We start from the raw sequence: 20045 nt of genomic DNA on the forward strand, positions 1-20045 counted from the left end.
GAGTACTGACCGATAATACGTGCAGCAACACTTGGATCCAGGTGTTGCTGCGTTCGTTTGATCATGCTCTCAGTAGCTAGCCATATTGCCGCACTTCACTATGAACTGTCTTGCCTCTATCTTGCCTCCAGCTCAAGTGCTAGTGAGTGTGGATGTTTCCAGTAAAAAACGTGCATTTGAAGAAGCGGGCCTGCTGTTCGAGAGCCTGCACGGCCTCTCGCGCGCCTTGGTGACCGACAGCCTGTTTGCACGCGAGCGACTGGGCTCCACCGGTCTGGGGCATGGCGTGGCCATTCCGCATGGGCGCATCAAGGGACTCAAGTCCCCGATGGCTGCGGTGTTCCAGCTGGAACGCGCCATTGGCTTTGACGCACCCGATGAGCAACCGGTCAACCTGCTGATCTTTCTGCTGGTGCCCGAAGCCGCTACCCAGCAGCACCTGGAAATCCTCGGCGAGATTGCCGAGCTGCTGTCCAATGCCAGCCTGCGCGAGCAGATGAAGGCCAGCACCAATGCCGAGCAGCTGCACCAGATGATCGACACCTGGCAATCGTCGGCCAACAATACCTCGACCGCCCACGCCTGAACGCAGCGCGCCTGCGCCGGCACCCGCTTCTACGCTGAACCCCGTTTTTCCTGCTAGTCTTTCAGACTGGCGGGTGGCTTCGCTGCGCGCGCTCTGGCTTTGAAAGGACTGCACCGTGAAACCCAATGTCGTAAGCGCAGATGTGTTGTTCGAGGAGTTCCGTGCCTCGCTGCGCTGGGAATGGCTGGCGGGCCTGGGTGCCTCCGAGCGCCGCTTTGACGAAGTGGCGGTGCGCAGCGCCCGCTCCAGCGCCGATCTGGTGGGCTACCTCAACTACATTCACCCCTACCGCGCGCAGGTGCTGGGCGAGCGCGAAATTGCCTACCTCACCAACTCCACCACCGAAGACTGCCGCCGCCGCATTGCGCGCATCGTGACCCTGGAGCCGCCGGTGCTGGTGCTGGCCGATGGCCAGGGCGCGCCCGATGAGCTGCTGTCCATGTGCGAGCGCGCGCACATCCCGATGTTCTCCACCAAGGAGTCGGCCGCCTTTGTCATCGATGTGCTGCGCGCCTTCCTGTCCAAGCACTTCGCCGACCGCACCACCATGCATGGCGTGTTCATGGACATCCTGGGCATGGGCGTGCTGATCACCGGTGAATCCGGCCTGGGCAAGAGCGAGCTGGGCCTGGAACTGATCACCCGCGGCAATGGCCTGGTGGCCGATGATGCCGTGGACCTGTACCGCATCAACCAGACCACGATCGAAGGCAAGTGCCCCGACCTGCTGCAGAACCTGCTGGAAGTGCGCGGCATTGGCCTGCTCGACATCCGCGCCATCTTTGGCGAAACGGCCGTGCGCCGCAAGATGCGGCTCAAGCTGATCGTGCACCTGGTTCGCAAGGAAACCATGGAGCGCGACTACGACCGCCTGCCCGCCGCACCGCTGACCCAGGATGTGCTGGGCATTCCGGTGATGAAGGTGGTGATCCAGGTGGTCGCCGGCCGCAATATCGCGGTGCTGGTGGAAGCGGCGGTGCGCAACACCATCTTGCAGCTGCGCGGCATCGACACCTACCAGGAGTTTGTGGACCGGCACCGCAAAGCCATGGCCAGCGGGCGCGAGTTTTAAAACGTCCCAGGTACCTTCGCAGCGTCAGACCAGCCGCAGGTCCTTGACCGTGCCCTGCGGAAACACCTGCTGCAGCTGCGCTGGCGACAGGCCGTACATGCGCGCAAACAGGCCGCCCAGCACGCCCCGATACTCATTGAGCACGGGGTAGTCGCGGTTCTGGAACAGCTTGGCCTCGCTCACCTCCATCTGCTCGCCCACAATCCGGCCACCGGCCTGTGCCGACAGGCCACCGCCCAAGATCCAGTACGCAGTGCCATGGCCATGGTCAGTACCCTTGTTGCCGTTTTCGCGGAAGGTGCGGCCAAACTCGCTGATCACCGCCACAACGGTGTGGCGCCAGGGCTCGGGGCCCATCTCCTGCGCAAAGGCGGCCAGGCCACGGCCCAGGTCGTCCAGCCGGTTGGCCAGGTTGCCGCTGGCATTGCCCTGGTTCACATGGGTGTCCCAGCCGCCCACATCGACAAAGCCCAGGTCGAACTGGTCGCGCATCAAGGTGGCCATGCGCTGCGCCACCAGGCTGAAGCCCTTGGCGCTGATGGCTTCGCGCCCGGCCTTGTCCATCTCCTCTTGCATGCCGCGCAGCACAGCCGCGCGCACCTCAAAGCCCTCGTTCACGGCGGGCGCCAGCGCGGTGCCCGCATACATGGCGGCAATGGCGCGGCTGCGGTTGGCATCCACACCGCCCTTGCCCACATTGGCCAGCGCCGTGTTGGCAATGCGCGCCGGCCCTCGCATGCACAGCGGCAGCTGCGCGGTAAACGCCATCGGTGCCAGGTCGCTGCGGCCCTGCAAGGTTTGGGCCAAGCGGTTCATGAAGCCGGTGCGAAAACTCTGGTGCGCATCCAGTGGCTGGCCCAGCTCGATCGAATCCTGGGTTTCAAAATGGCTGCGCGAGAGGTCATCGGTACCGGCAAAGGGCACAAAGCAGGCCTGCTTGCTTTGCCACAGCGGCAGCACACTGCCCTCCATCGCCGGGTGCAGGCCCCAGCGCGCATCCAGGGGCAAGGCGCCATTGGCCTCGCCCGGGCGTGCGATGGCAATCGTGGGGCGCGCGGCGTAGTAGAAATCGCTGTGCGTGGGCACCAGCAGGCTGTTGCTGTCGTAGGCGCCGCGCAGAAACACCAGCAAAAAGCGCGGTGTATCGCTGCGGGGCGCGGCTGCACGGGCCCGGGCCAGACTGAAGGCCAGCGGCAGGCTGGCGGCGGCGGAGAGAAAGTGGCGTCTTTGCATGGTGGACCTCGGTCAGCGAACCATCATTTCGGGAGCGGAGAGAAAGTAGGTGTTCCAGTCGGGCACATTGCGCGCCTTGGCCAGCGCTTCGCGGGATGCCGCGCTCCACTGGGCCACGCGGGCCTGGGCCGTTGCACGCTGCGCCAGGTCAGGGTAAGGCGGTTGTTCCAGCGCGGCCTGCGGTTCGGCACGGAACAGCACGGCACTGCGGGTCGCGATCTGGCGCGCCACATCAAAGCGCGCCGCCATCTGGCCCGAGCTGGCCCAGTCCGATTGCGAGGCGGGGTAACCATCGGGCGTTTCATGGCCGTAGATGGGCTGGCCCAGGCGGTTGATCCAGCCGATCACCGGGCGCACATCACTGGCCACGCGCTCGTCATAGCCCAGGCGCACGGCGCCCAGCACATAGTGCATGGGGTCCTTGAAGCGCTGGCCTTGCTGGGCCAGCGCCTCGGGCGCCGTCAGCAGGCTGCGCAAGGTGGCGGCAATATCGCCATGGCTGCGCGAAAAGGCCGCTGCCGTGCGCTGCACCAAGGCAGGCGGTGGGTTGTCGCTGATGAAGAACACCGCCAGCTTGCGCGCAATGAACTGCGCCGTCGCGGGCGAGGCCACGATGCGGTCGAGCGCCTCGTCCACCGCCGCCATTCCCTTGGCCCGCAGCGGCTGCCCCAGCAAGACCTGGGGCGCACAGTCGTGCCGCTTGGGGTTGAACTCGAAAAAGCCATCGCGGCGGTAATCGGCCTGCAGCGCGGGGGCCATGCGGGGCGGTGGCGCATCGGCATCGCGGGTGCTGAAGCCCACCCCCGTCAGCACATGGGCCATGGCCTGCACATCGGCCTGGGTGTAGCCGCTGCCCACACCCATGGTGTGCAGCTCCAGCAGCTCACGGGCGTAGTTTTCGTTGATGTGGCCCTGGGCGTTGCTGGCGTTGTCCAGGTAGAGCAGCATGGCCGGGTGGCGCATGCTGGCCTCCAGCAGGCTGCGGAAGTTGCCCAGCGCGTTGGGGCGGATCGCCCGCTCCTCATAGTCGCCAATCCAGAGCCGGGTTTCGGCCTTGCGCGTGCTGACGTTGAAGTGGTTCATCCAGAACCAGGTCATCTGCTCCTGCAGCTGGGCGGGCGAGTACAACGCACGCAGCACTTGGCGCTGCTGGGCCTGGGCGGCGAGCTGGTTCAGGTGGCGCTGCACCTCCTGGCGCAGGCGTGCGCCCTCGCCTTGCCCCTGGCCTTGCTCGGTCGCCGTGCGGGCGGCCTGGCGCTGCGCAGCAATGTCGCGCTGCAGCTCCAGCATGCTGCGCTGGCTGATTTCCAAGGCCGCAATCTGCTGCTGGGCCTGCTCCGGCAAGCGCGGCGGCTGCTGGGGAGCGAGCTGCTGATCCAGCCAGCGCTGCAGGCCCAGGCGCTGCAGCTGCTGGTCGGCGCTGTCGCTGGCACCCCAGCTGACGCGGTCCAGCCATTGCTGGCGCTGGGTGGCGCTCAGCGGCGTATCGGGCAGTGCAGTCTTCGCGCTGGCCGCGTCTGGTGGCGCATGGGAGGCGCAGGCGCTGAGCCACAGGGTGCCCGCCAAGGCAGCGGCGCTGAGGGTGAGCAGTGGGGGCAGTCGAAGCAGTCTGTAGGGGCGCATGGGAAGTCTGGAACCTGGTGCAGAGGGCTCCATGCTGCGCCTGTGCCGTCGCGCTGCTGTAAAGCTATGTATTCAAAACGTAAAAAGCGAAGCGTTTTAGGCGCTTCGCTTTTCAGGGGTTGGCGGGCAACAGTGGGGTGCCGTGCTTATTTGGCCTTGACTGCGCACTCCGCGCATTGGCCGTACAGGGCCATCGAGTGGTCATGCACGATCCAGCCCTTGCTCTTGGCAATGGACTGCTGGCGCTTTTCGATCTCGGGGTCATAGAACTCCTCAACCTTGCCGCAGCTGGTGCAGACAAAATGGTCGTGGTGCTGGCCTTCGTTGAGCTCGTACACCGCCTTGCCGCTCTCGAAGTTGCTGCGAATCAGGATGCCGGCTTGCTCAAACTGGGTCAGCACGCGGTAGACCGTGGCCAGACCGATGTCGGAGCGCTCTTCCAGCAGCACGCGGAACACATCTTCCGCCGTCATGTGGCGCTGAGCACCGTTCTGGAAGATATCCAGAATCTTCAGCCGAGGCAGAGTTGCCTTGAGGCCAGTGCTTTTGAGTTCTTCAATATTTTTCATAACAAGGTCTTTCAAGTGGGCCCGATTGGTATACGGACTTCTGGAGAAGGCCTGGAGACCAGCCGCTACAATGGCCGATCATATCGCTATGTCTAAAACCATGCCTGAATTTGTTCGTTCCGGTGTCCGCATGGCGGCGCTGTTGGTCCTGGGCGCCAGTGTGGCCGCTTGTGGCTCCTTCAATGAAGCCAGCCGTAAGTTCGCCAGCGCCATCACCCCCTACAAGGTAGAAGTGGTGCAGGGTAATGTGATCACCAAGGAGCAGGTCGACGCCCTGCAAAAAGGCATGAGCCGCCAGCAGGTCAAGGATCTGCTGGGCACCCCGCTGCTGGCCAGCGTCTTCCACGCCAACCGCTGGGATTACGTGTTCACCATCAAGCGCAAGGGTGTGCCTGAGCAGGAGCGCCGCTTTACCGTGTACTTCAACGACACCGGTCTGGAGCGCTTTGAAGGCGATGAAATGCCCAGCGAGCAGGAGTTCGTAGCCTCGGTCACGACCTCGATCAAGAACCCCAAGGTGCCGCGCCTGGAAGCGACGCCTGAGGAGCTGGCCAAGTACAAGGCGGAGCAGCCTGCCCCCGCCCCGAGCGCCGACACCAGCAGCAGCGACGTCAGCACCGCCGCGCCGCCTGCCAACTACCCGCCGCTGGAATCCCCCCAGCGCTGATGCCATGGCGCTGGCAACCACCCGTTTAGCTGCGGCAACGGGTGGCCAGCGCCGTCTTTGGGCCGTGTCCGATGTTTGCTGAGATGCCGCCCGTTTGAGCCCCAGGAACCGACCCATGACCGCCCCCCTCTCCCCCGACAACAGCCCCCGTATTGCCGTCGCCATTGCAGGCGCCAGCGGCCGCATGGGCCGCATGCTGATCGAAGCCGTGCTGGCCAGCACGGACCTGCAGCTGAGCGGCGCGCTCGATGCCGCAGGCAACCCCAGCCTGGGTACCGATGCCGGCGCTTTTCTGGGCCGCAACACCGGCGTGCAGATCACGTCCGACCTGGCCCAGGGCCTGCAAGGCGCCGATGTGCTGATCGACTTCACCCGCCCCGAAGGCACCCTGGCCCACCTGGCGCTGGCGGCTGAACGTGGCGTTGGCGTGGTCATCGGCACCACCGGCTTCAGCGAAGAGCAAAAAGCACAGATCCGCCAGTTTGCGGACAAGACGGCCGTGATGCTCTCGCCCAATATGAGCGTGGGCGTGAACGTGACCTTCAAGCTGCTGGAGATGGCGGCCAAGGCCTTGCAGGAAGGCGGCTACGACATCGAAATCGTCGAAGCGCACCACAAGCACAAGGTCGATGCCCCCTCGGGCACGGCCTTGAAAATGGGCGAGGTGATTGCCGAAGCCCAGGGCACGCAGCTGGCCGACCGCGCCGTCTACGAGCGTTTTGGCCACACCGGCGCACGCGTGGCCAACAGCATCGGCTTTGCCAGCATGCGCGGCGGCGATATCGTCGGCGACCACACCGTGCTGTTTGCCGGCGATGGCGAGCGCATCGAGATCTCGCACAAGTCCAGCAGCCGCGCCGGTTACGCCAATGGCAGCCTGCGTGCAGCACGCTACCTGGCGCGCCAGAAGGCTGGCCTGTTCGACATGTACGACGTGCTCGGCCTGAAATAAGCCTCGTCCGTCACACCCACCCAGCTTCTTAGAAGGACGGCCAACCATGACGATCTGGCAATGGCTCTCGCAAGCAGACGGCGTCGCCCGGGGCACCGCCCTGGTCTTGTTGCTCATGTCCGTTGCCAGCTGGGTGCTGATTCTCTACAAGGCCTGGTGGCTGGGCCGCGCCCATGGCTCCACCTTGCGCGCCACCGATGCCTTCTGGCAGGCCAGCAGCTGGGAGCAGGCACGGCTGGATCTGCCCCAAATTGACCGCACCGCCTTGCTGACCCCGGTGGCCGATGCCATTGCGCACATTGTGGCGGCCGAGCCCGCCGCCCAGCACAGCCTGGCCGTGGCCAGCGGTGCCCAGGTGCAAACCACCCGCGTGCTGCGGGAGGCGCTGCATGGCGCCAGCCACCGGCTGCAATGGGGGCAGACGGTGCTGGCCTCGATAGGAGCCACCGCCCCCTTTGTCGGTTTGCTGGGCACGGTCTGGGGCATCCACCAGGCGCTGGCGGCACTGGCCGGCGCGGACCATGTCAGCCTGGAGCAGTTGGCCGGCCCCGTGGGCGAGGCGCTGGTGATGACTGCCGCCGGCCTGGCCGTTGCTTTGCCGGCCGTGCTGGCCTACAACCTGCTGGGCCGCAAGCTCGCGCAGGTCGAGGAGCTGCTCGAAGGCTTTGCCCATGACATGCAGACCTGGGCCTTGCAGCAGGCCGCCCAGGCACCACAGGCCTATGCCGGCATGCAGGCCCACAACGCGGTGGATGCCATTGCCCTGGTCGGCAGCCGCTGAGCCGCCGCCCACCCAGCCCTTCGCACCATGGCATTCGGTCGCTTCAACAAAACCCCGGCCAGCGCGCCGATCAGCGCCATCAATGTGACGCCCTTGGTGGATGTGATGCTGGTGCTGCTGGTCATCTTCATCATGGCCGCGCCCTTGCTGGCTGCTTCCATTCGCCTGGACCTGCCCCAGGCCGCCAGCGCCACCCGGGCCAATCCGCCCGCTGCGATCGCCGTGCAGATCAATGCCCAGGGCGAGTTGTTTGCCGATGGCAAGGCCACCGACATGGACGCCCTCAAGGCCCTGCTCAAGCAGCAGGCCGAGCGCAACCCGCAGACCGAGGTGCAGCTGTCCATCGACCAGAGCCTGCCCTATGCCCGCGCCGTGGAGCTGATGGATGCAGCGCAGACTGCCGGCCTCAGCCGCATGGGCTTTGTCGCCCAACCGCAGGCCGCTGCAGCGCGCTGACCCCTACCGAATCCCGCCCCGGTCTCGCCGGACAGGGCCTGACAGTATCGTTTGAAGCTACCTGACCGGGCGCATGGCCAGGTCCGTACCCGTTTGGTTATATTGCTGGCTGTGCCGTCCACATCGGGCGGCAGCAACCGGGCCCTTGCTGCACCCGCGTGCACAGTGGCCCAGCAACGAGGAACAACGGATGGACTCCACCCTGTACCAGGTCAATGCCCAGTCGGCGCCCGGCGACCCGCGCATGGCGCCGCTATATGCATTGGCCGTCTCGGCCGGTGCGCCCGCCGATCTGGCCCGCAAGATCCGCGCCGGCTTGCTGCTGGTCGCCGCACTGTTGGTGGCCAGCGGGCTGATCTTTTGGGTGGCGGCCAACTGGCAAGCGCAGTCGCACTGGTTCAAGCTGGGCCTGATCGAAGGCACGCTGGCGCTGTCCGTGCTGGCCGCCTGCCTGTGGCCGCGCCTGCGGCTGGCAGCCCTGTTCTGCGCCACCCTGGTGCTGGGCGGCCTGCTGGCCTATGTGGGCCAGACCTACCAGACCGGCGCCGATGCCTGGCAGCTGTTTGCCGCCTGGGCCGCACTGGCGCTGGTCTGGGTGGCCTTGGCCGGCAGCGATCTGCTCTGGTCCGTCTGGGTGCTGATCGTCGCCGCGGCCATCGTCTTCTGGACCGGCAAGCTCGACCTCTGGCAGGTGCTGGTGGCCGACCGCGACAGCTTTGCGCAGCTGATGCTGCGCCTGGTGCTCTGGCTGGCCTTGGCGCTGGTACCGCTGCTGGTCTACTGCGTGCCGGCCTTGCGGGTGCGCGGCGGCATGGGCTGGTGGTCGCAGCGGCTGGCGCTGGGCGGCGCACTGGCGGCCTGGTCGGCCATTGCCACCGTGCAGCTGTTTGACGAGGCCACGCGCCAGACCGTGGCGGCCTTTGCGCTCAGCGGCACGCTGGTGGCCGCCAGCCTGCTGCTGTCGCTGTTCAGCCGTTTTCGCGACTTTATCTGCACCTGCCTGGCCACCGTGGCCGCCAATGTACTGGTGCTGTCGCTCATCGGCCGCTGGATCTTCGAGTGGCATGAGACCGAGGCCCTGCTTGCCTTTGCCGTCATCGTGATGGTCTGCCTGGGCATCTCGGTCAAGGCCTTGATCACCGCGCAGCACTACCTGCATGCCCAGCAACACGACCACCAGGAGGTGCTGTGATGGCTGCCATCCGTCCTTTGTCCTTTCTGCGCACCCAACCCAGCTGGTGGGCCCAGGCCCGCCAGCAAGGCCTGGTGCAAGGCGATGCGCCGGCGCCGGATCTGGAAGAACCACCCGTGCTGGTGCTGGCGCTGGCCATGGTCGGCGCCCTGGTCAGCCTGGTGCCGCTGGCCGTCTTTCTGGCATTTGCGCTGGGCGAGCATTTTGTCTTCGGCACCGGTGGCATGGTGCTGGGCCTGGTGTTCCTGGCCGCCGCTGGTGGCTTGATGCACCAGTCGCGCCAGGCCTTTGTCAACTGCGTGGCGCTGGTGCTGTGGTGCACCGGCGGGCTGCTGATGCTGGTCAACCTGGGCGATGTGGCCGACTCGCGCCTGGGCGTGCTGCTGATCGGCACGCTGTCAGCGCTGGTGCTGATGCTGGGCGCCACGCTGGCGCAGATGCGCTGGATCCAGTCGCTGATGGGCCTGGGCTGGGGCATGGCCGTGGTGGTCAGCCTGATGGCGCTGCAGTCCTGGCTGCCCGCCATGCTGCCGCTGCAGCTCGATGCACTGCTGCCCGCCCTGCTCTGGTGCCTGTGGCTGCGTGCCGAGCCTGCCCGCTTGGCGCAACCAGCGCAGCGCTGGTCCAAGCCACGCTGGGCCGCCTTTGCCGATGCGGCCATCGTCGGCGTGCTGATCAGCAATTTTGCCTCCGGCTATGTGGCCCGTGCCATCTTCTGGGAGCAGAGTGGCGGCTTTGTCCCCTGGGCCTTCCCAGCCGGGCGCGCGCTGGCCGTCGTCGTCGTGGCGCTGTCGACCTGGATGCTGGCCCGGCAATGGCGCGCACGCGGCACCACCAACCGCCAGGGCGAACACAGCCTGCTGCTGGCGGGTGCCGTGCTGGCCGTTGCCGCCTGGTTCAGCACGGGGCTGGCCGTTGTTGGCCTGGTAGCAGCGGGCGCCTTGCTGGCCGCACGCTGGCGCATTGCCGTGCTCTGCGCGCTGCTGGCGCTGGTGGCGCTGGCCCAGTTTTACTACCACCTGGGCTGGTCGCTGGCGGCCAAGGGCCTGGGCCTGGCACTGGTCGGCCTGCTGCTGCTGGCCTGTCTGTGGGTGCTGCGCCGCGCGGCCGATGCCGGCATGGCGGCAGCAGCTGCACAACCTGCAGCGCCGCAGCGCCGTCTGCAATGGGTGGGGCTGGTCGTGGGCGCCGTGCTGGCGCTGGGCATCGTGAACTGGGATGTGCGCGGCAAGGAGCAGGTCATTGCCCATGGCCAGCGCATTCTGGTGCCGCTGATCCCGGTGGACCCGCGCTCCCTGATGCAGGGCGACTATATGGCGCTGAACTTTGCACTGCCCTTTGAGATGCGCGAAAAGCTCAAGGACATCGTCAGCCCCAGCCAGCTGGTGCGCGCCAGTATCGACGAAAAGGGCATCGCCACCATCCAGGGCCTGCTGACCGCTAGCGAGCCCTTGCAACAAGGCGAGCTGGCCCTGCCGCTCAAACGCCTCAAGGGCCAGTGGGTGCTGGTGACCGATGCCTATTTCTTCCCGGAAGGCCAGGGCCGGCATTTTGAGCAGACGCGCTATGGCGACTTCCGGGTGCTGCCCGATGGCCGCGCGCTGCTGGTGGGCCTGGCCGATGCCGATGGCCAGCCGGTGCTGCCGCTGCCCGGCCGCTCGATCTGGGAAAGCCCGCTGGGTATCCACAGCCCGGAAGCGACCGAGGTGGACAGCGAAGTGCCGGCGCCAGAGCCCGACGAGCCGGTGGCCGTGGCGCCCGAGCCGCTGCCCGAAGCGGTAGCGAATGTGCCCTCACCGTCAGCATCTCCCGCGCCAGCACCGGCCCAGGACGTGCGGCGCTAGGCGGCAGACAGGCTTAGCGCTGCAGGGCCTGTACTTCGTGCTGGCGCAGCGCCACCTGCATGTCATTGCCCGAGGGCACCTGGAACACGCGCAGGCCGAACTCCGGCAGGATGGCGATCAGGTGGTCAAAGATATCGCCTTGGATGGCCTCGTACTCCAGCCAGGCGGTGGTGTCGGTAAAGGCATAGATCTCCAGCGGCGAGCCCTGGTTGGTCGGCTCCATCGCGCGGGCCATCAAGGTCATGTCCTTGCGCAGCTTGGGGTGGGCCTGCAGGTAGGCATTGCAGTAGGCGCGGTAGGTGCCGATATTGGTGAGCTGGCGCAGGTTGACGATTTCGTCGGCCATGTCCGGGGCCTTGGCAGAGAAATCCTGGTTGTAGGCGGTGATCTCGGCGACCTTGCCTTCCAGGTAGGGGCGCAGCAGGGCGATATGGCTCAGCTCGGCGATTTCAGCGCGGGTCAGAAAGCGCACCGAAGTGGTGTCGATGCACAGGGGCCGCTTGATGCGGCGGCCGCCCGATTCCGACATGCCGCGCCAGTTCTTGAAGCTGTCGCTCATCAAACGCCAGGTGGGAATGGTGGTGATGGTGTTGTCCCAGTTGCGCACCTTGACGGTGTTGAGCGCCATGTCCACCACGGCACCATCGGCGCCGACCTGGTTCATCTCCAGCCAGTCGCCCACGCGCAGGATGTCATTGCTGGCCAGCTGCACGCCAGCGGTGAACGACAGGATCGTGTCCTTGAACACCAGCATCAGCACCGCCGACATGGCGCCCAGGCCGCTGAGCAAAATCAGCGGTGAGCGGTCGATCAAGGTCGCCACCATCACGATGCCCGCGACCACCATCACCAGCATCTTGCCCAGCTGCACATAGCTTTTGACCGAGCGCGTGCTTTGGGCGGACTCCAGCTGGCTCTCATTGGCCTCCTGGATGCTGTCCATGATGGCGCAGAGCAGGCGTGCCACCTGCAGCGCCGTCACCGCAATCGCCACATTGCGGATCACCGTGCTGGCAATGACCGGCAGGTGCGGCACGGCGGCAATCCCCGTCTGAACCACCAGCGAGGGCACGATCTGCGCCACGCGCACGAGGATGCGGTTGTCGAGCAAGGTGCGCAGCCAGGCCGCGCCCAGGCTGGAGCGAAAGCGCGGCACGATCTGCAGCAGCGCCAGGCGCACCACCAGGCGCAGCGCATAGGCCAGCAACACCAAGGCCGCCAGTCCGGCGGCCGTTTGCATCCAGGGTTCGAATTGTTCCAGGGTTTCCCAGGTCACGAGGCAAGGTCCTTTCAAAGGGGGAGGATAAAGAGGGTGGAAATGGGGAATGCGGCTGGCACTGCCAAGGGCGGGCCGCCGTCACAAGATTGGCTATCGATATATAGACAACCATTTATTTTTACATGCGATGTATAACCGCACCCCAGCGTGCGGCACTCGCCATCCACGGGCTATGGCGATGGGCCTACAATCTTTGCCCAATTGACCTCGCCCCGGAAAGCCCGTGGGCGGCCGCTTTTTCCTGACCAGTTCCATGCAAGAAAAATACAACCACTCCGACGTAGAAGCCGCCGCGCAAAGCCAGTGGCAAGCCCAAGATGCCTACCGCGTGTCCGAGGACGCGGGCAAGAAAAAGTTCTACGCCTGCTCCATGCTGCCCTACCCCAGCGGCAAGCTGCACATGGGCCATGTGCGCAACTACACGATCAACGACATGCTCACGCGCCAGCTGCGCATGCAGGGCTACAACGTGCTGATGCCCATGGGCTGGGATGCCTTTGGTCTGCCGGCTGAGAACGCCGCGATCAAGAACAGCGTACCGCCTGCGCAGTGGACCTACGACAACATCGCCTACATGAAAAAGCAGATGCAGGCGATGGGTCTGGCGATCGACTGGAGCCGTGAGGTCGCCACCTGCGACCCCGACTACTACAAGTGGAACCAGTGGCTGTTCCTCAAAATGCTGGAAAAGGGCATCGCCTACCGCAAGACCCAGACCGTGAACTGGGACCCGGTGGACCAGACCGTGCTGGCCAATGAACAGGTGATCGACGGCCGCGGCTGGCGCACCGGCGCGCTGGTGGAAAAGCGCGAGATCCCGGGCTACTACCTGGCCATCACCCAGTACGCACAAGAGCTGCTGGACCATGTGCAGATGGGCAACGACAAGGCAACCTTGACCGGCTGGCCCGACAAGGTGCGCCTGATGCAGGAAAACTGGATCGGCAAGAGCGCCGGCGTGCGCTTCGCGTTCACGCATGACGTGAAGAACGCCGACGGCAGCCTGATCGGCGACGGCAAGATGTATGTCTTCACGACGCGCGCCGACACCATCATGGGCGTGACCTTCTGCGCCGTGGCCCCTGAGCACCCGCTGGCCATGCATGCCGCTGCCACCAACCCCGAGCTGGCCGCCTTCATCGAAGAATGCAAGAAGGGCGGCACTACCGAGGCCGAACTCGCCGTCAAGGAAAAGGAAGGCAAGCCCACGGGCCTGTTCGTCACCCACCCGATCACCGGCGCGCAAGTCGAGGTCTGGATCGGCAACTATGTGCTGATGAGCTATGGCGACGGCGCCGTGATGGGCGTGCCCGCCCACGACGAGCGCGACTTTGCGTTTGCCAACAAGTACAGCCTGCCGATCCGCCAGGTGGTGGCCGTGGAGGGCGAAGGCCCCTACGACCAGCAGCAATGGCATGACTGGTACGGCGACAAGGAACGCGGTGTCCTCATCGAATCCGGCGCCTTTGATGGCTTGCACTACAAGGATGGCGTGCAAGCCGTGGCCAAGGCACTCGAAGCCAAGGGCCTGGGCGAGCTGAAAACCACCTGGCGCCTGCGCGATTGGGGCGTGAGCCGCCAGCGCTACTGGGGCACGCCGATCCCGATCATCCACTGCGAAGACTGCGGTGCCCAGCCCGTGCCTGAGAAGGACCTGCCGGTCGTGCTGCCGCAAGACCTGGTGCCCGATGGCTCCGGCAATCCGCTGATCAAGAGCGAAGCCTTCCACGCCGGCGTGGTCTGCCCCTGCTGCGGCAAGCCTGCCCGCCGCGAGACCGACACCATGGATACCTTCGTGGATTCGTCCTGGTACTTCATGCGCTATTGCGATGCCAAGAACAGCGAGAAGATGGTCGCCGACGGCGCCGACTACTGGATGCCAATGGACCAGTACATCGGTGGCATCGAGCACGCGATCCTGCACTTGCTGTACGCACGCTTCTGGACCAAGGTCATGCGCGACCTGGGCCTCGTCAAGGTCGACGAGCCCTTCACCAAGCTGCTGACCCAAGGCATGGTGCTCAACCACATCTACAGCCGCCGCACCGCCAAGGGTGGCAAGGAATACTTCTGGCCCAAGGATGTGGAGCAGGTGTTTGACGAGACCGGCAAGGTCGTGGGCGCCAAGCTCAAGGTGGCCGTGGACAGCGCTGACGGCCTGCTGCCCGAAGGCACCGCGATCGACTACGAGGGCGTGGGCACCATGTCCAAGTCCAAGAACAACGGTGTCGATCCGCAAGACCTGATCGAGAAGTACGGCGCCGATACCGCGCGCCTCTATACCATGTTCACCGCGCCACCCGAGCTGACGCTGGAGTGGAACGAGTCCGCCGTTGAAGGCAGCTACCGCTTCCTGCGCCGTGTCTACAACTTTGGCAGCAAGCTGCATGCGGCTGAGTTCGATGCCGCACGCGCCCAGGCGGCCAGCGCTGCCGGCGCCGCCTTTGGCAAGGAAGCCAAGGCGCTGCGTCTGGAGATCCACACCGTGCTCAAGCAAGTGGCCTATGACTACAGCCGCATGCAGTACAACACGGTGGTGTCGGGTGCGATGAAGATGATCAACGCGCTGGAAGACTTCAAGGCCGTGGACAGCGAAGGCGGCCGCGCCGCGCTGGTCGAAGGCTTTGGCATTCTGCTGCGCGCGCTCTACCCGGCCACGCCCCACCTCACCCAGGTGCTGTGGGATGCGCTGGGCTACCAGCAGGCCTTCGGTGGCCTCCTGGATGCCGCATGGCCCGAGGTCGATGCCCAGGCGCTGGTGCAGGACGAGATCGAGCTGATGCTGCAGGTCAATGGCAAGCTGCGCGGCTCCATCATCGTGGCCGCTGGCGCCGACAAGGCCACGATTGAAGCCGCTGCGTTGGCCAATGAAGACTTCCAGAAAATCGCCAATGGTGCGGTGCCCAAGAAAGTCATCATCGTGCCGGGCCGCCTGGTGAACGTGGTAGTCTAAGCGCCATGCAAAAACGCACGCTGCTTACTGCCCTGGCAAGCGTGCCGCTGCTGGCGGCATGCGGCTTCAAACTGCGCGGATCGGTGGATTTCGCCTTCAAATCGCTGTATTTGAACGGCAACGCCAATTCGGGCTTCCTCAAAGAGCTGCAACGCCACCTGGAGGCTGCTGGCAGCCTGCAGGTGCTGCGCGACCCGACCCAGGCCACGCAGGCCGAGGCCATCTACGATGACCTGGGCCAGCGCCGCGAGCGCGTCGTCGTCTCGCGCAATGCGGCCGGCGAGGTGCGCGAGCTGCAGATCCGCCTGATCACGCGCTTTCGGGTGCGTGATGCCAAGGGCGCCCTCTATGTGCCCGATTCCGAGCTGATGCAGTACCGTGAAATCAGCTACCTGGAAACCTACGCACTGTCCAAGGCGAACGAAGAGGAAATGCTCTACCGCAACATGCAGACCGACATCGTTCAGCAGATCGTGCGGCGCCTGGCCATCGTCAAGTCCGTCACCCCTACCGAATGACAAGCGCTGCGGCCACGCAGCCCGGGAAGCGCCACCAAGCATGCAAGTGCCGTTGAATCAGTTGAGTGCCCAGCTGGGCAAGGGGCTCCGGTCTCTGTACACCGTGTATGGCGATGAGCCCCTGCTGGTGGAAGAGGCCGTGGATGCCATCCGGGCCAGCGCGCGCGCCAACGGCTATACCGAGCGCAGCAGCTTTACCGTCGCCGGCGCGCATTTTGACTGGAGTGCGGTGCTGGCCGCTGGTGGCAGCCTGAGCCTGTTTGCCGACAAGCAGATCATCGAAGTGCGCATCCCCAGCGGCAAGCCCGGCAAGGATGGCAGCACGGCGCTGCAGCAGCTGGTCAGCAGCAGTGTGGACAACGACAGCACCCTGACCATCGTGGTGCTGCCGCGCCTGGACAAGGCCACCAAGACCGGCGCCTGGTTTACCGCGCTGGACTCGCATGGCATTACCTTGCAGGTCGACAGCATCGAGCGCGCCGCGCTGCCCGCCTGGATCGCCCAGCGCCTGCAGCAGCAAAAACAGCATGTCAAAGCCGGTGAAGAAGGCCAGCGCACCCTGGCCTTTTTTGCCGACCGGGTCGAGGGCAACCTGCTCGCCGCCCACCAGGAAATTCAAAAGCTCGGCCTGCTCTACCCGGCAGGCGAGCTGGGCTTTGAGCAGGTCGAGCAGGCGGTGCTGAATGTCGCCCGCTACGACGTGTTCAAGCTCTCGGATGCCGTGCTCTCCGGCCAGGTGCTGCGCACCGAGCGCATGCTCAACGGCCTGCAGGCCGAGGGCGAGGCCGAGGTGCTGGTGCACTGGGCGCTGGCCGAAGACATCCGCGCGATGAAGCGGGTGAAGGACGCACTGCGCAACGGCCGGCCCATGCCGATGGCCCTGCGCGAGAACCGCGTCTGGGGCAACAAGGAGCGACATTTTGAGCGCGTGCTGCCCCGCATCAACGATGCCACCGTCGCCCGCCTGCTGCACTCGGCCCATGCGGTTGATGGCATCGTCAAAGGCCTGAAGGTGCCCGAATGGCCGGCCAACGGCTGGCAGGCGCTGCACCGCCTGGCCTTGCAAACCTGCAAGGCCTGCAGCAGCCGCTGAGAACCGTTCTCAACCACCGCTGATGCTTATTCCCTTGATCGATAGGGAATGCAGGTTCCTGATGACCGCCGCATGACACCGCTGTGCCAAGCCTGGCGCATGCTGCACTGCAGCAAACGATGGCGTACACTGCGGGCTGTTTTTGTAAAACAGGTTTCATGTCATGAACAAGCGCGCGTTTCTCCACACCAGCCTGGCCGTCCTGGCCGCCACCTCCTCCGCCTTTGTCTGGGCGGCGGATGCCAGTGCGCCCAAGCTGATCAAGGTGGGCATTCGCGGTGGTGTGGCAGAAGACCTGTGGACCGAAGTCGCCAAGGTCGCCAAGACCAAGGGCCTGAACCTGGAGCTGGTGGTGATGAGCGCCTCGGTCAGCCCCAATGAGGCGCTGAACAATGGCGACCTGCAGGCCAACGCCTTCCAGCATCTGCCCTTCCTTGAAGAACAGGTGCGCCAGCGCAGCTACAAGATCAGCGCCGTGGGCACGACGATGATGTCGCCGCTGGCCTTCTACTCGCGCAAGCACAAGCGCCTGGAAGACCTGCCCCAGGGCGCGCACATCGGCATCACCGATGACGCCAGCAACCAGGCACGGGCGCTGATCGTCTTGCGCGACCATGGCCTCATCCGCCTGCGCGATGGCTTTGACCCCTTCAGCCCCAAGGCCGGCCCGGCCGACATCATCGACAACCCGCGCAAGCTGCGCTTTACCGAGGCGCATGCCGTGGTGCTGGCGCGCTCACTGCAGGACATGGATGCGGCGGCCATCACCAGCAACTTCGCCTTCCAGGCCGGCCTGCGCCCCTTCATCGATGGCATTGCGGTCGAGAAGAGCGAAGGCAACCCCTACGCGGCCCTGATCGCCGTGCGCAGCCAGGACAAGGATGCGCCCTGGGTGAAGCAACTGGTCGCCTCGTTCCAGAACGACACGATCCGCCAGCTCATCAACACCAAGTTCAAAGACATGTACGCACCGGCCTTCTGAGCATGGCCGCGCACATTGTTTTTGAGCAGGTCGGCAAGCGCTATGACGGCGCAGACGGCCAGCCCGGCGCCATGCAGGCGCTGGCCGATATCAGCTTCGAGATCCGCCGGGGGGAGATCTTCGGCATCATCGGCCGCAGCGGTGCGGGCAAGTCCACCTTGCTGCGCACCATCAATGCGCTGGAGGTACCCAGCCAGGGCCGCGTGCAGGTGCAGGGCATCGACCCAGCCCGCCTGCCCGAGGACGACCTGGTGCAGCTGCGCCGCAAGATCGGCATGATCTTCCAGCACTTCAACCTGCTGTCGTCCAAGACCGTCTGGGAGAACGTGGCGCTGCCGCTGCGCGTGGCCGGCGCCAGCGCCAGCCAGATGCAGGAGCGCGTGGGCAAGCTGCTCGATCTGGTCGGCCTGTCCAACAAGGCCCAGGCCTACCCAGCACAACTGTCGGGCGGGCAAAAGCAGCGCGTGGGCATTGCGCGGGCGCTGGTGCATTCGCCCGAGGTACTGCTCTGCGACGAGGCCACCTCGGCGCTGGACCCGGAGACCACGCAATCGATTCTGGACCTGCTGCGCGACATCAACCGCCAGCTCGGCCTGACGGTGGTGCTGATCACCCATGACATGGCCGTCATCCGCGCCATCTGCGACCGCGTGCTGGTGCTGGACCATGGCCGCATGCAGGAACTGGGCGAGGTCTGGTCGGTGTTTGGCGCGCCACAAAGCGCGGCCTCCCAGGCCATGCTGCATTCGCTCAAGCAAGGCCTGCCGCATGAGGTCGCCCAGCAGCTGCAGCCCACGCCCGATGCCAGCCACAACCAGGCACTGATCGGCCTGCGCTTTCATGGCCTGCCACCCGGCCAGGGCCTGCCGCTGGCTGCGCTGCAGGCGCTGGAGTCGCTCTGCGGCGGCGCCCAGCTGATCCATGGCGGGCTGGACCATCTGCAAGGCCACAGCGTGGGCCAGCTGATCGTGCGCCTGCCGGCCAGCCCCTTGCCGGCTGTGGAGACCCTGCGCCAGGCCGCAGGCGCCGATACACTGGAGATTCTTGGCTATGTCCAGCCCCATTGATAAATACCTGCAGGCCCTGGGCCAGACCCTGCTGATGGTCGGCGTGTCCTCGGTCATCGCCATCAGCTGCGGCCTGTTGCTGGCCATTGTGCTGACCGTCACCGGCCCCAAGGGCCTGTATGCGCGCCCGCTGTTCTACAAGGGCCTGTCGGTGCTGGTGAACATCTTCCGCGCCATCCCCTTCATCATCCTCCTGGTCGCGCTGCTGCCGGTCACCCGCGCGCTGGTGGGCACCACCTTGGGCACCTGGGCCGCCGTGGTGCCGCTGTCGGCCAACCTGATCCCCTTCTTCGCCCGCATCGCCCAGGTCAGCCTCAACGATGTGGACCATGGCCTGATCGAGGCCGCGCGCGCCATGGGTTGCAAACGCTGGCACATCGTGCGCCATGTGCTGCTGCCCGAGGCCCTGCCCGGCATCATCGGCGGCATGACGGTCTGCGTGATCGCCATCGTCAACGCCTCGGCCATGGCCGGCGCCGTGGGCGCGGGCGGCCTGGGGGATCTGGCCATCCGCTATGGCTACGAACGCTATGAAACACGGGTGATGTTTGAAGTCATCGTCATCCTCGTCGCCCTGGTCTCGGTGCTGCAATTTGCGGGCGAATGGCTCGCACGCCGCGCCAACCACAAACACTGAATCTGAAGGAGTTGCCATGAGCCTCAACGAATTTCTGGTCCACAAGCGCAAGGCGGTTCTGGCCCGCGACCAGCGCATCACCGATGGCGAAGTGGGCCCCAGCCCGCTGCATGCCAAGGTGACGGCCGAGGGCCGCACCGGCCTGCGCCGCATGCGCATCCGCGACCACCAGATCATCAGCGACAGCGCCAACGGCTTTGCCGGCTACGACCTGGGCCCCAGCTCGCCCGAGCTGCAACTGGGCGTGCTGGGCACCTGCATGGTGCACATTTTCGAGATCCAGGCCGCCGCGATGCAGGTGCCGCTCGATAGCGTCGAGGTCGATGTCTGGGGCAGCATGGACGCGCGCGCCGGCACCCCCGGCTTTGAATCCCTGCCCCGTGGCCTGCAGGGCATCCGCTATGAAGTGCGCCTGGGCTCGCCCGCCAGCGATCTGCAGATCGATGCGCTGTATGCATCGGTGGAAAGCACCTGCCCCATCCTGAGCCTGCTGCGCAACCCGCAGGAGGTGCATGGCCAGTTGGTGCGCGTATGACGATGC

General features: G+C 65.5%; 19 protein-coding genes. 15 read left to right on the plus strand and 4 right to left on the minus strand.

All coding sequences use genetic code 11. The annotated features are described in order from the left end of the window. The first annotated feature begins 100 nt into the window (after nucleotides 1–100). Both EDF71_RS19540 and hprK read left to right on the plus strand, forming a co-directional pair. Nucleotides 101–586, plus strand: coding sequence for a PTS sugar transporter subunit IIA (locus EDF71_RS19540; protein WP_021026711.1), 486 nt, complete (start codon nucleotides 101–103; stop codon nucleotides 584–586). A gap of 115 nt (nucleotides 587–701) precedes the next feature. Next, a complete protein-coding gene (gene hprK, locus EDF71_RS19545) occupies nucleotides 702–1658 on the plus strand; it encodes an HPr(Ser) kinase/phosphatase (RefSeq protein ID WP_021026712.1) in 957 nt (318 codons plus the stop codon). 24 nt (nucleotides 1659–1682) lie between these two features. Here hprK and EDF71_RS19550 read toward each other — a convergent pair whose 3' ends face one another. From EDF71_RS19550 to fur, 3 genes are all read right to left on the minus strand, one after another. Next, nucleotides 1683–2891: a DUF1501 domain-containing protein gene (locus EDF71_RS19550; RefSeq protein ID WP_133858231.1), complete on the minus strand. Its 1209-nt coding sequence runs from the start codon at nucleotides 2889–2891 to the stop codon at nucleotides 1683–1685. Between the two features lie 12 nt (nucleotides 2892–2903). After that, nucleotides 2904–4514 (minus strand): DUF1800 domain-containing protein, encoded by a 1611-nt coding sequence (locus EDF71_RS19555; protein ID WP_133858232.1) that lies wholly within the window; start codon nucleotides 4512–4514, stop codon nucleotides 2904–2906. Between the two features lie 146 nt (nucleotides 4515–4660). Beyond that, nucleotides 4661–5083 (minus strand): ferric iron uptake transcriptional regulator, encoded by a 423-nt coding sequence (gene fur, locus EDF71_RS19560; protein ID WP_021025553.1) that lies wholly within the window; start codon nucleotides 5081–5083, stop codon nucleotides 4661–4663. A gap of 100 nt (nucleotides 5084–5183) precedes the next feature. Between fur and EDF71_RS19565 the strand changes: the two genes are divergently transcribed. The 6 genes from EDF71_RS19565 (at nucleotide 5184) to EDF71_RS19590 (ending at nucleotide 10975) form a co-directional block, all read left to right on the plus strand. Beyond that, on the plus strand, nucleotides 5184–5750 hold the full coding sequence (locus tag EDF71_RS19565; protein ID WP_133858233.1) for an outer membrane protein assembly factor BamE: 567 nt from the start codon (nucleotides 5184–5186) through the stop codon (nucleotides 5748–5750). Between the two features lie 115 nt (nucleotides 5751–5865). Then, nucleotides 5866–6702, plus strand: a complete 837-nt coding sequence (gene dapB, locus EDF71_RS19570) for a 4-hydroxy-tetrahydrodipicolinate reductase (protein ID WP_133858234.1) — start codon at nucleotides 5866–5868, stop codon at nucleotides 6700–6702. A gap of 46 nt (nucleotides 6703–6748) precedes the next feature. Then, nucleotides 6749–7483: a MotA/TolQ/ExbB proton channel family protein gene (locus EDF71_RS19575; RefSeq protein WP_133858235.1), complete on the plus strand. Its 735-nt coding sequence runs from the start codon at nucleotides 6749–6751 to the stop codon at nucleotides 7481–7483. 27 nt (nucleotides 7484–7510) lie between these two features. After that, nucleotides 7511–7939 carry a biopolymer transporter ExbD gene (locus EDF71_RS19580; RefSeq protein ID WP_133858236.1) on the plus strand — a complete coding sequence of 143 codons (429 nt, stop codon included), beginning with the start codon at nucleotides 7511–7513 and terminating at the stop codon, nucleotides 7937–7939. Nucleotides 7940–8129: 190 nt separating this feature from the next. Beyond that, complete coding sequence (locus EDF71_RS19585; protein ID WP_166656590.1) at nucleotides 8130–9131, plus strand: DUF2157 domain-containing protein; 1002 nt, start codon at nucleotides 8130–8132, stop codon at nucleotides 9129–9131. Further along, nucleotides 9131–10975, plus strand: a complete 1845-nt coding sequence (locus tag EDF71_RS19590) for a GDYXXLXY domain-containing protein (RefSeq protein WP_133858238.1) — start codon at nucleotides 9131–9133, stop codon at nucleotides 10973–10975. Before EDF71_RS19585 ends, EDF71_RS19590 begins: the two co-directional genes overlap by 1 nt. A 13-nt stretch (nucleotides 10976–10988) precedes the next feature. Here EDF71_RS19590 and EDF71_RS19595 read toward each other — a convergent pair whose 3' ends face one another. Further along, nucleotides 10989–12251, minus strand: a complete 1263-nt coding sequence (locus EDF71_RS19595; protein WP_243854369.1) for a mechanosensitive ion channel family protein — start codon at nucleotides 12249–12251, stop codon at nucleotides 10989–10991. A gap of 256 nt (nucleotides 12252–12507) precedes the next feature. On the opposite strand from EDF71_RS19595, the gene leuS reads away from it, so the two are divergent. The 7 genes from leuS to EDF71_RS19630 all read left to right on the plus strand — a co-directional run bounded on the left by leuS (nucleotide 12508) and on the right by EDF71_RS19630 (nucleotide 20039). Beyond that, nucleotides 12508–15207, plus strand: coding sequence for a leucine--tRNA ligase (gene leuS, locus EDF71_RS19600; protein WP_133858239.1), 2700 nt, complete (start codon nucleotides 12508–12510; stop codon nucleotides 15205–15207). A 5-nt stretch (nucleotides 15208–15212) separates the two neighbouring features. Then, nucleotides 15213–15725, plus strand: coding sequence for an LPS assembly lipoprotein LptE (gene lptE / locus EDF71_RS19605; protein WP_133858240.1), 513 nt, complete (start codon nucleotides 15213–15215; stop codon nucleotides 15723–15725). 40 nt (nucleotides 15726–15765) lie between these two features. Further along, a complete protein-coding gene (gene holA, locus EDF71_RS19610; protein WP_133858241.1) occupies nucleotides 15766–16818 on the plus strand; it encodes a DNA polymerase III subunit delta in 1053 nt (350 codons plus the stop codon). A 163-nt stretch (nucleotides 16819–16981) separates the two neighbouring features. Next, complete coding sequence (locus EDF71_RS19615) at nucleotides 16982–17800, plus strand: MetQ/NlpA family ABC transporter substrate-binding protein (RefSeq protein ID WP_133858242.1); 819 nt, start codon at nucleotides 16982–16984, stop codon at nucleotides 17798–17800. Nucleotides 17801–17802: 2 nt separating this feature from the next. Next, on the plus strand, nucleotides 17803–18867 hold the full coding sequence (locus EDF71_RS19620; protein WP_133858243.1) for an ATP-binding cassette domain-containing protein: 1065 nt from the start codon (nucleotides 17803–17805) through the stop codon (nucleotides 18865–18867). Then, the gene (locus EDF71_RS19625; protein WP_133858244.1) at nucleotides 18851–19504 is read left to right on the plus strand and encodes a methionine ABC transporter permease; all 654 of its coding nucleotides are present in this window, start codon (nucleotides 18851–18853) and stop codon (nucleotides 19502–19504) included. The genes EDF71_RS19620 and EDF71_RS19625 overlap by 17 nt, the downstream gene beginning before the upstream one ends. Before the next feature lie 16 nt (nucleotides 19505–19520). Further along, a complete protein-coding gene (locus EDF71_RS19630) occupies nucleotides 19521–20039 on the plus strand; it encodes an OsmC family protein (protein WP_133858245.1) in 519 nt (172 codons plus the stop codon). Nucleotides 20040–20045: the final 6 nt, after the last annotated feature.

It is taken from the genome of Comamonas sp. JUb58 (genome assembly GCF_004364775.1).
Taxonomy (GTDB): domain Bacteria; phylum Pseudomonadota; class Gammaproteobacteria; order Burkholderiales; family Burkholderiaceae_C; genus Comamonas.

What these genes read in the sequence shown, in the direction of transcription:
- EDF71_RS19625 (WP_133858244.1), top strand. Translation starts at nt 18,851, where the DNA reads ATGTCCAGCCCCATTGATAAATACCTGCAGGCCCTGGGCCAGACCCTG.
- EDF71_RS19580 (WP_133858236.1), top strand. Translation starts at nt 7,511, where the DNA reads ATGGCATTCGGTCGCTTCAACAAAACCCCGGCCAGCGCGCCGATCAGC.
- leuS (WP_133858239.1), top strand. Translation starts at nt 12,508, where the DNA reads ATGCAAGAAAAATACAACCACTCCGACGTAGAAGCCGCCGCGCAAAGC.
- EDF71_RS19620 (WP_133858243.1), top strand. Translation starts at nt 17,803, where the DNA reads ATGGCCGCGCACATTGTTTTTGAGCAGGTCGGCAAGCGCTATGACGGC.
- EDF71_RS19540 (WP_021026711.1), top strand. Translation starts at nt 101, where the DNA reads ATGAACTGTCTTGCCTCTATCTTGCCTCCAGCTCAAGTGCTAGTGAGT.
- EDF71_RS19550 (WP_133858231.1), bottom strand. Translation starts at nt 2,891, where the DNA reads ATGCAAAGACGCCACTTTCTCTCCGCCGCCGCCAGCCTGCCGCTGGCC.
- EDF71_RS19585 (WP_166656590.1), top strand. Translation starts at nt 8,130, where the DNA reads ATGGACTCCACCCTGTACCAGGTCAATGCCCAGTCGGCGCCCGGCGAC.
- lptE (WP_133858240.1), top strand. Translation starts at nt 15,213, where the DNA reads ATGCAAAAACGCACGCTGCTTACTGCCCTGGCAAGCGTGCCGCTGCTG.
- holA (WP_133858241.1), top strand. Translation starts at nt 15,766, where the DNA reads ATGCAAGTGCCGTTGAATCAGTTGAGTGCCCAGCTGGGCAAGGGGCTC.
- EDF71_RS19615 (WP_133858242.1), top strand. Translation starts at nt 16,982, where the DNA reads ATGAACAAGCGCGCGTTTCTCCACACCAGCCTGGCCGTCCTGGCCGCC.
- EDF71_RS19555 (WP_133858232.1), bottom strand. Translation starts at nt 4,514, where the DNA reads ATGCGCCCCTACAGACTGCTTCGACTGCCCCCACTGCTCACCCTCAGC.
- EDF71_RS19630 (WP_133858245.1), top strand. Translation starts at nt 19,521, where the DNA reads ATGAGCCTCAACGAATTTCTGGTCCACAAGCGCAAGGCGGTTCTGGCC.
- fur (WP_021025553.1), bottom strand. Translation starts at nt 5,083, where the DNA reads ATGAAAAATATTGAAGAACTCAAAAGCACTGGCCTCAAGGCAACTCTG.
- dapB (WP_133858234.1), top strand. Translation starts at nt 5,866, where the DNA reads ATGACCGCCCCCCTCTCCCCCGACAACAGCCCCCGTATTGCCGTCGCC.
- EDF71_RS19565 (WP_133858233.1), top strand. Translation starts at nt 5,184, where the DNA reads ATGCCTGAATTTGTTCGTTCCGGTGTCCGCATGGCGGCGCTGTTGGTC.
- EDF71_RS19575 (WP_133858235.1), top strand. Translation starts at nt 6,749, where the DNA reads ATGACGATCTGGCAATGGCTCTCGCAAGCAGACGGCGTCGCCCGGGGC.
- EDF71_RS19590 (WP_133858238.1), top strand. Translation starts at nt 9,131, where the DNA reads ATGGCTGCCATCCGTCCTTTGTCCTTTCTGCGCACCCAACCCAGCTGG.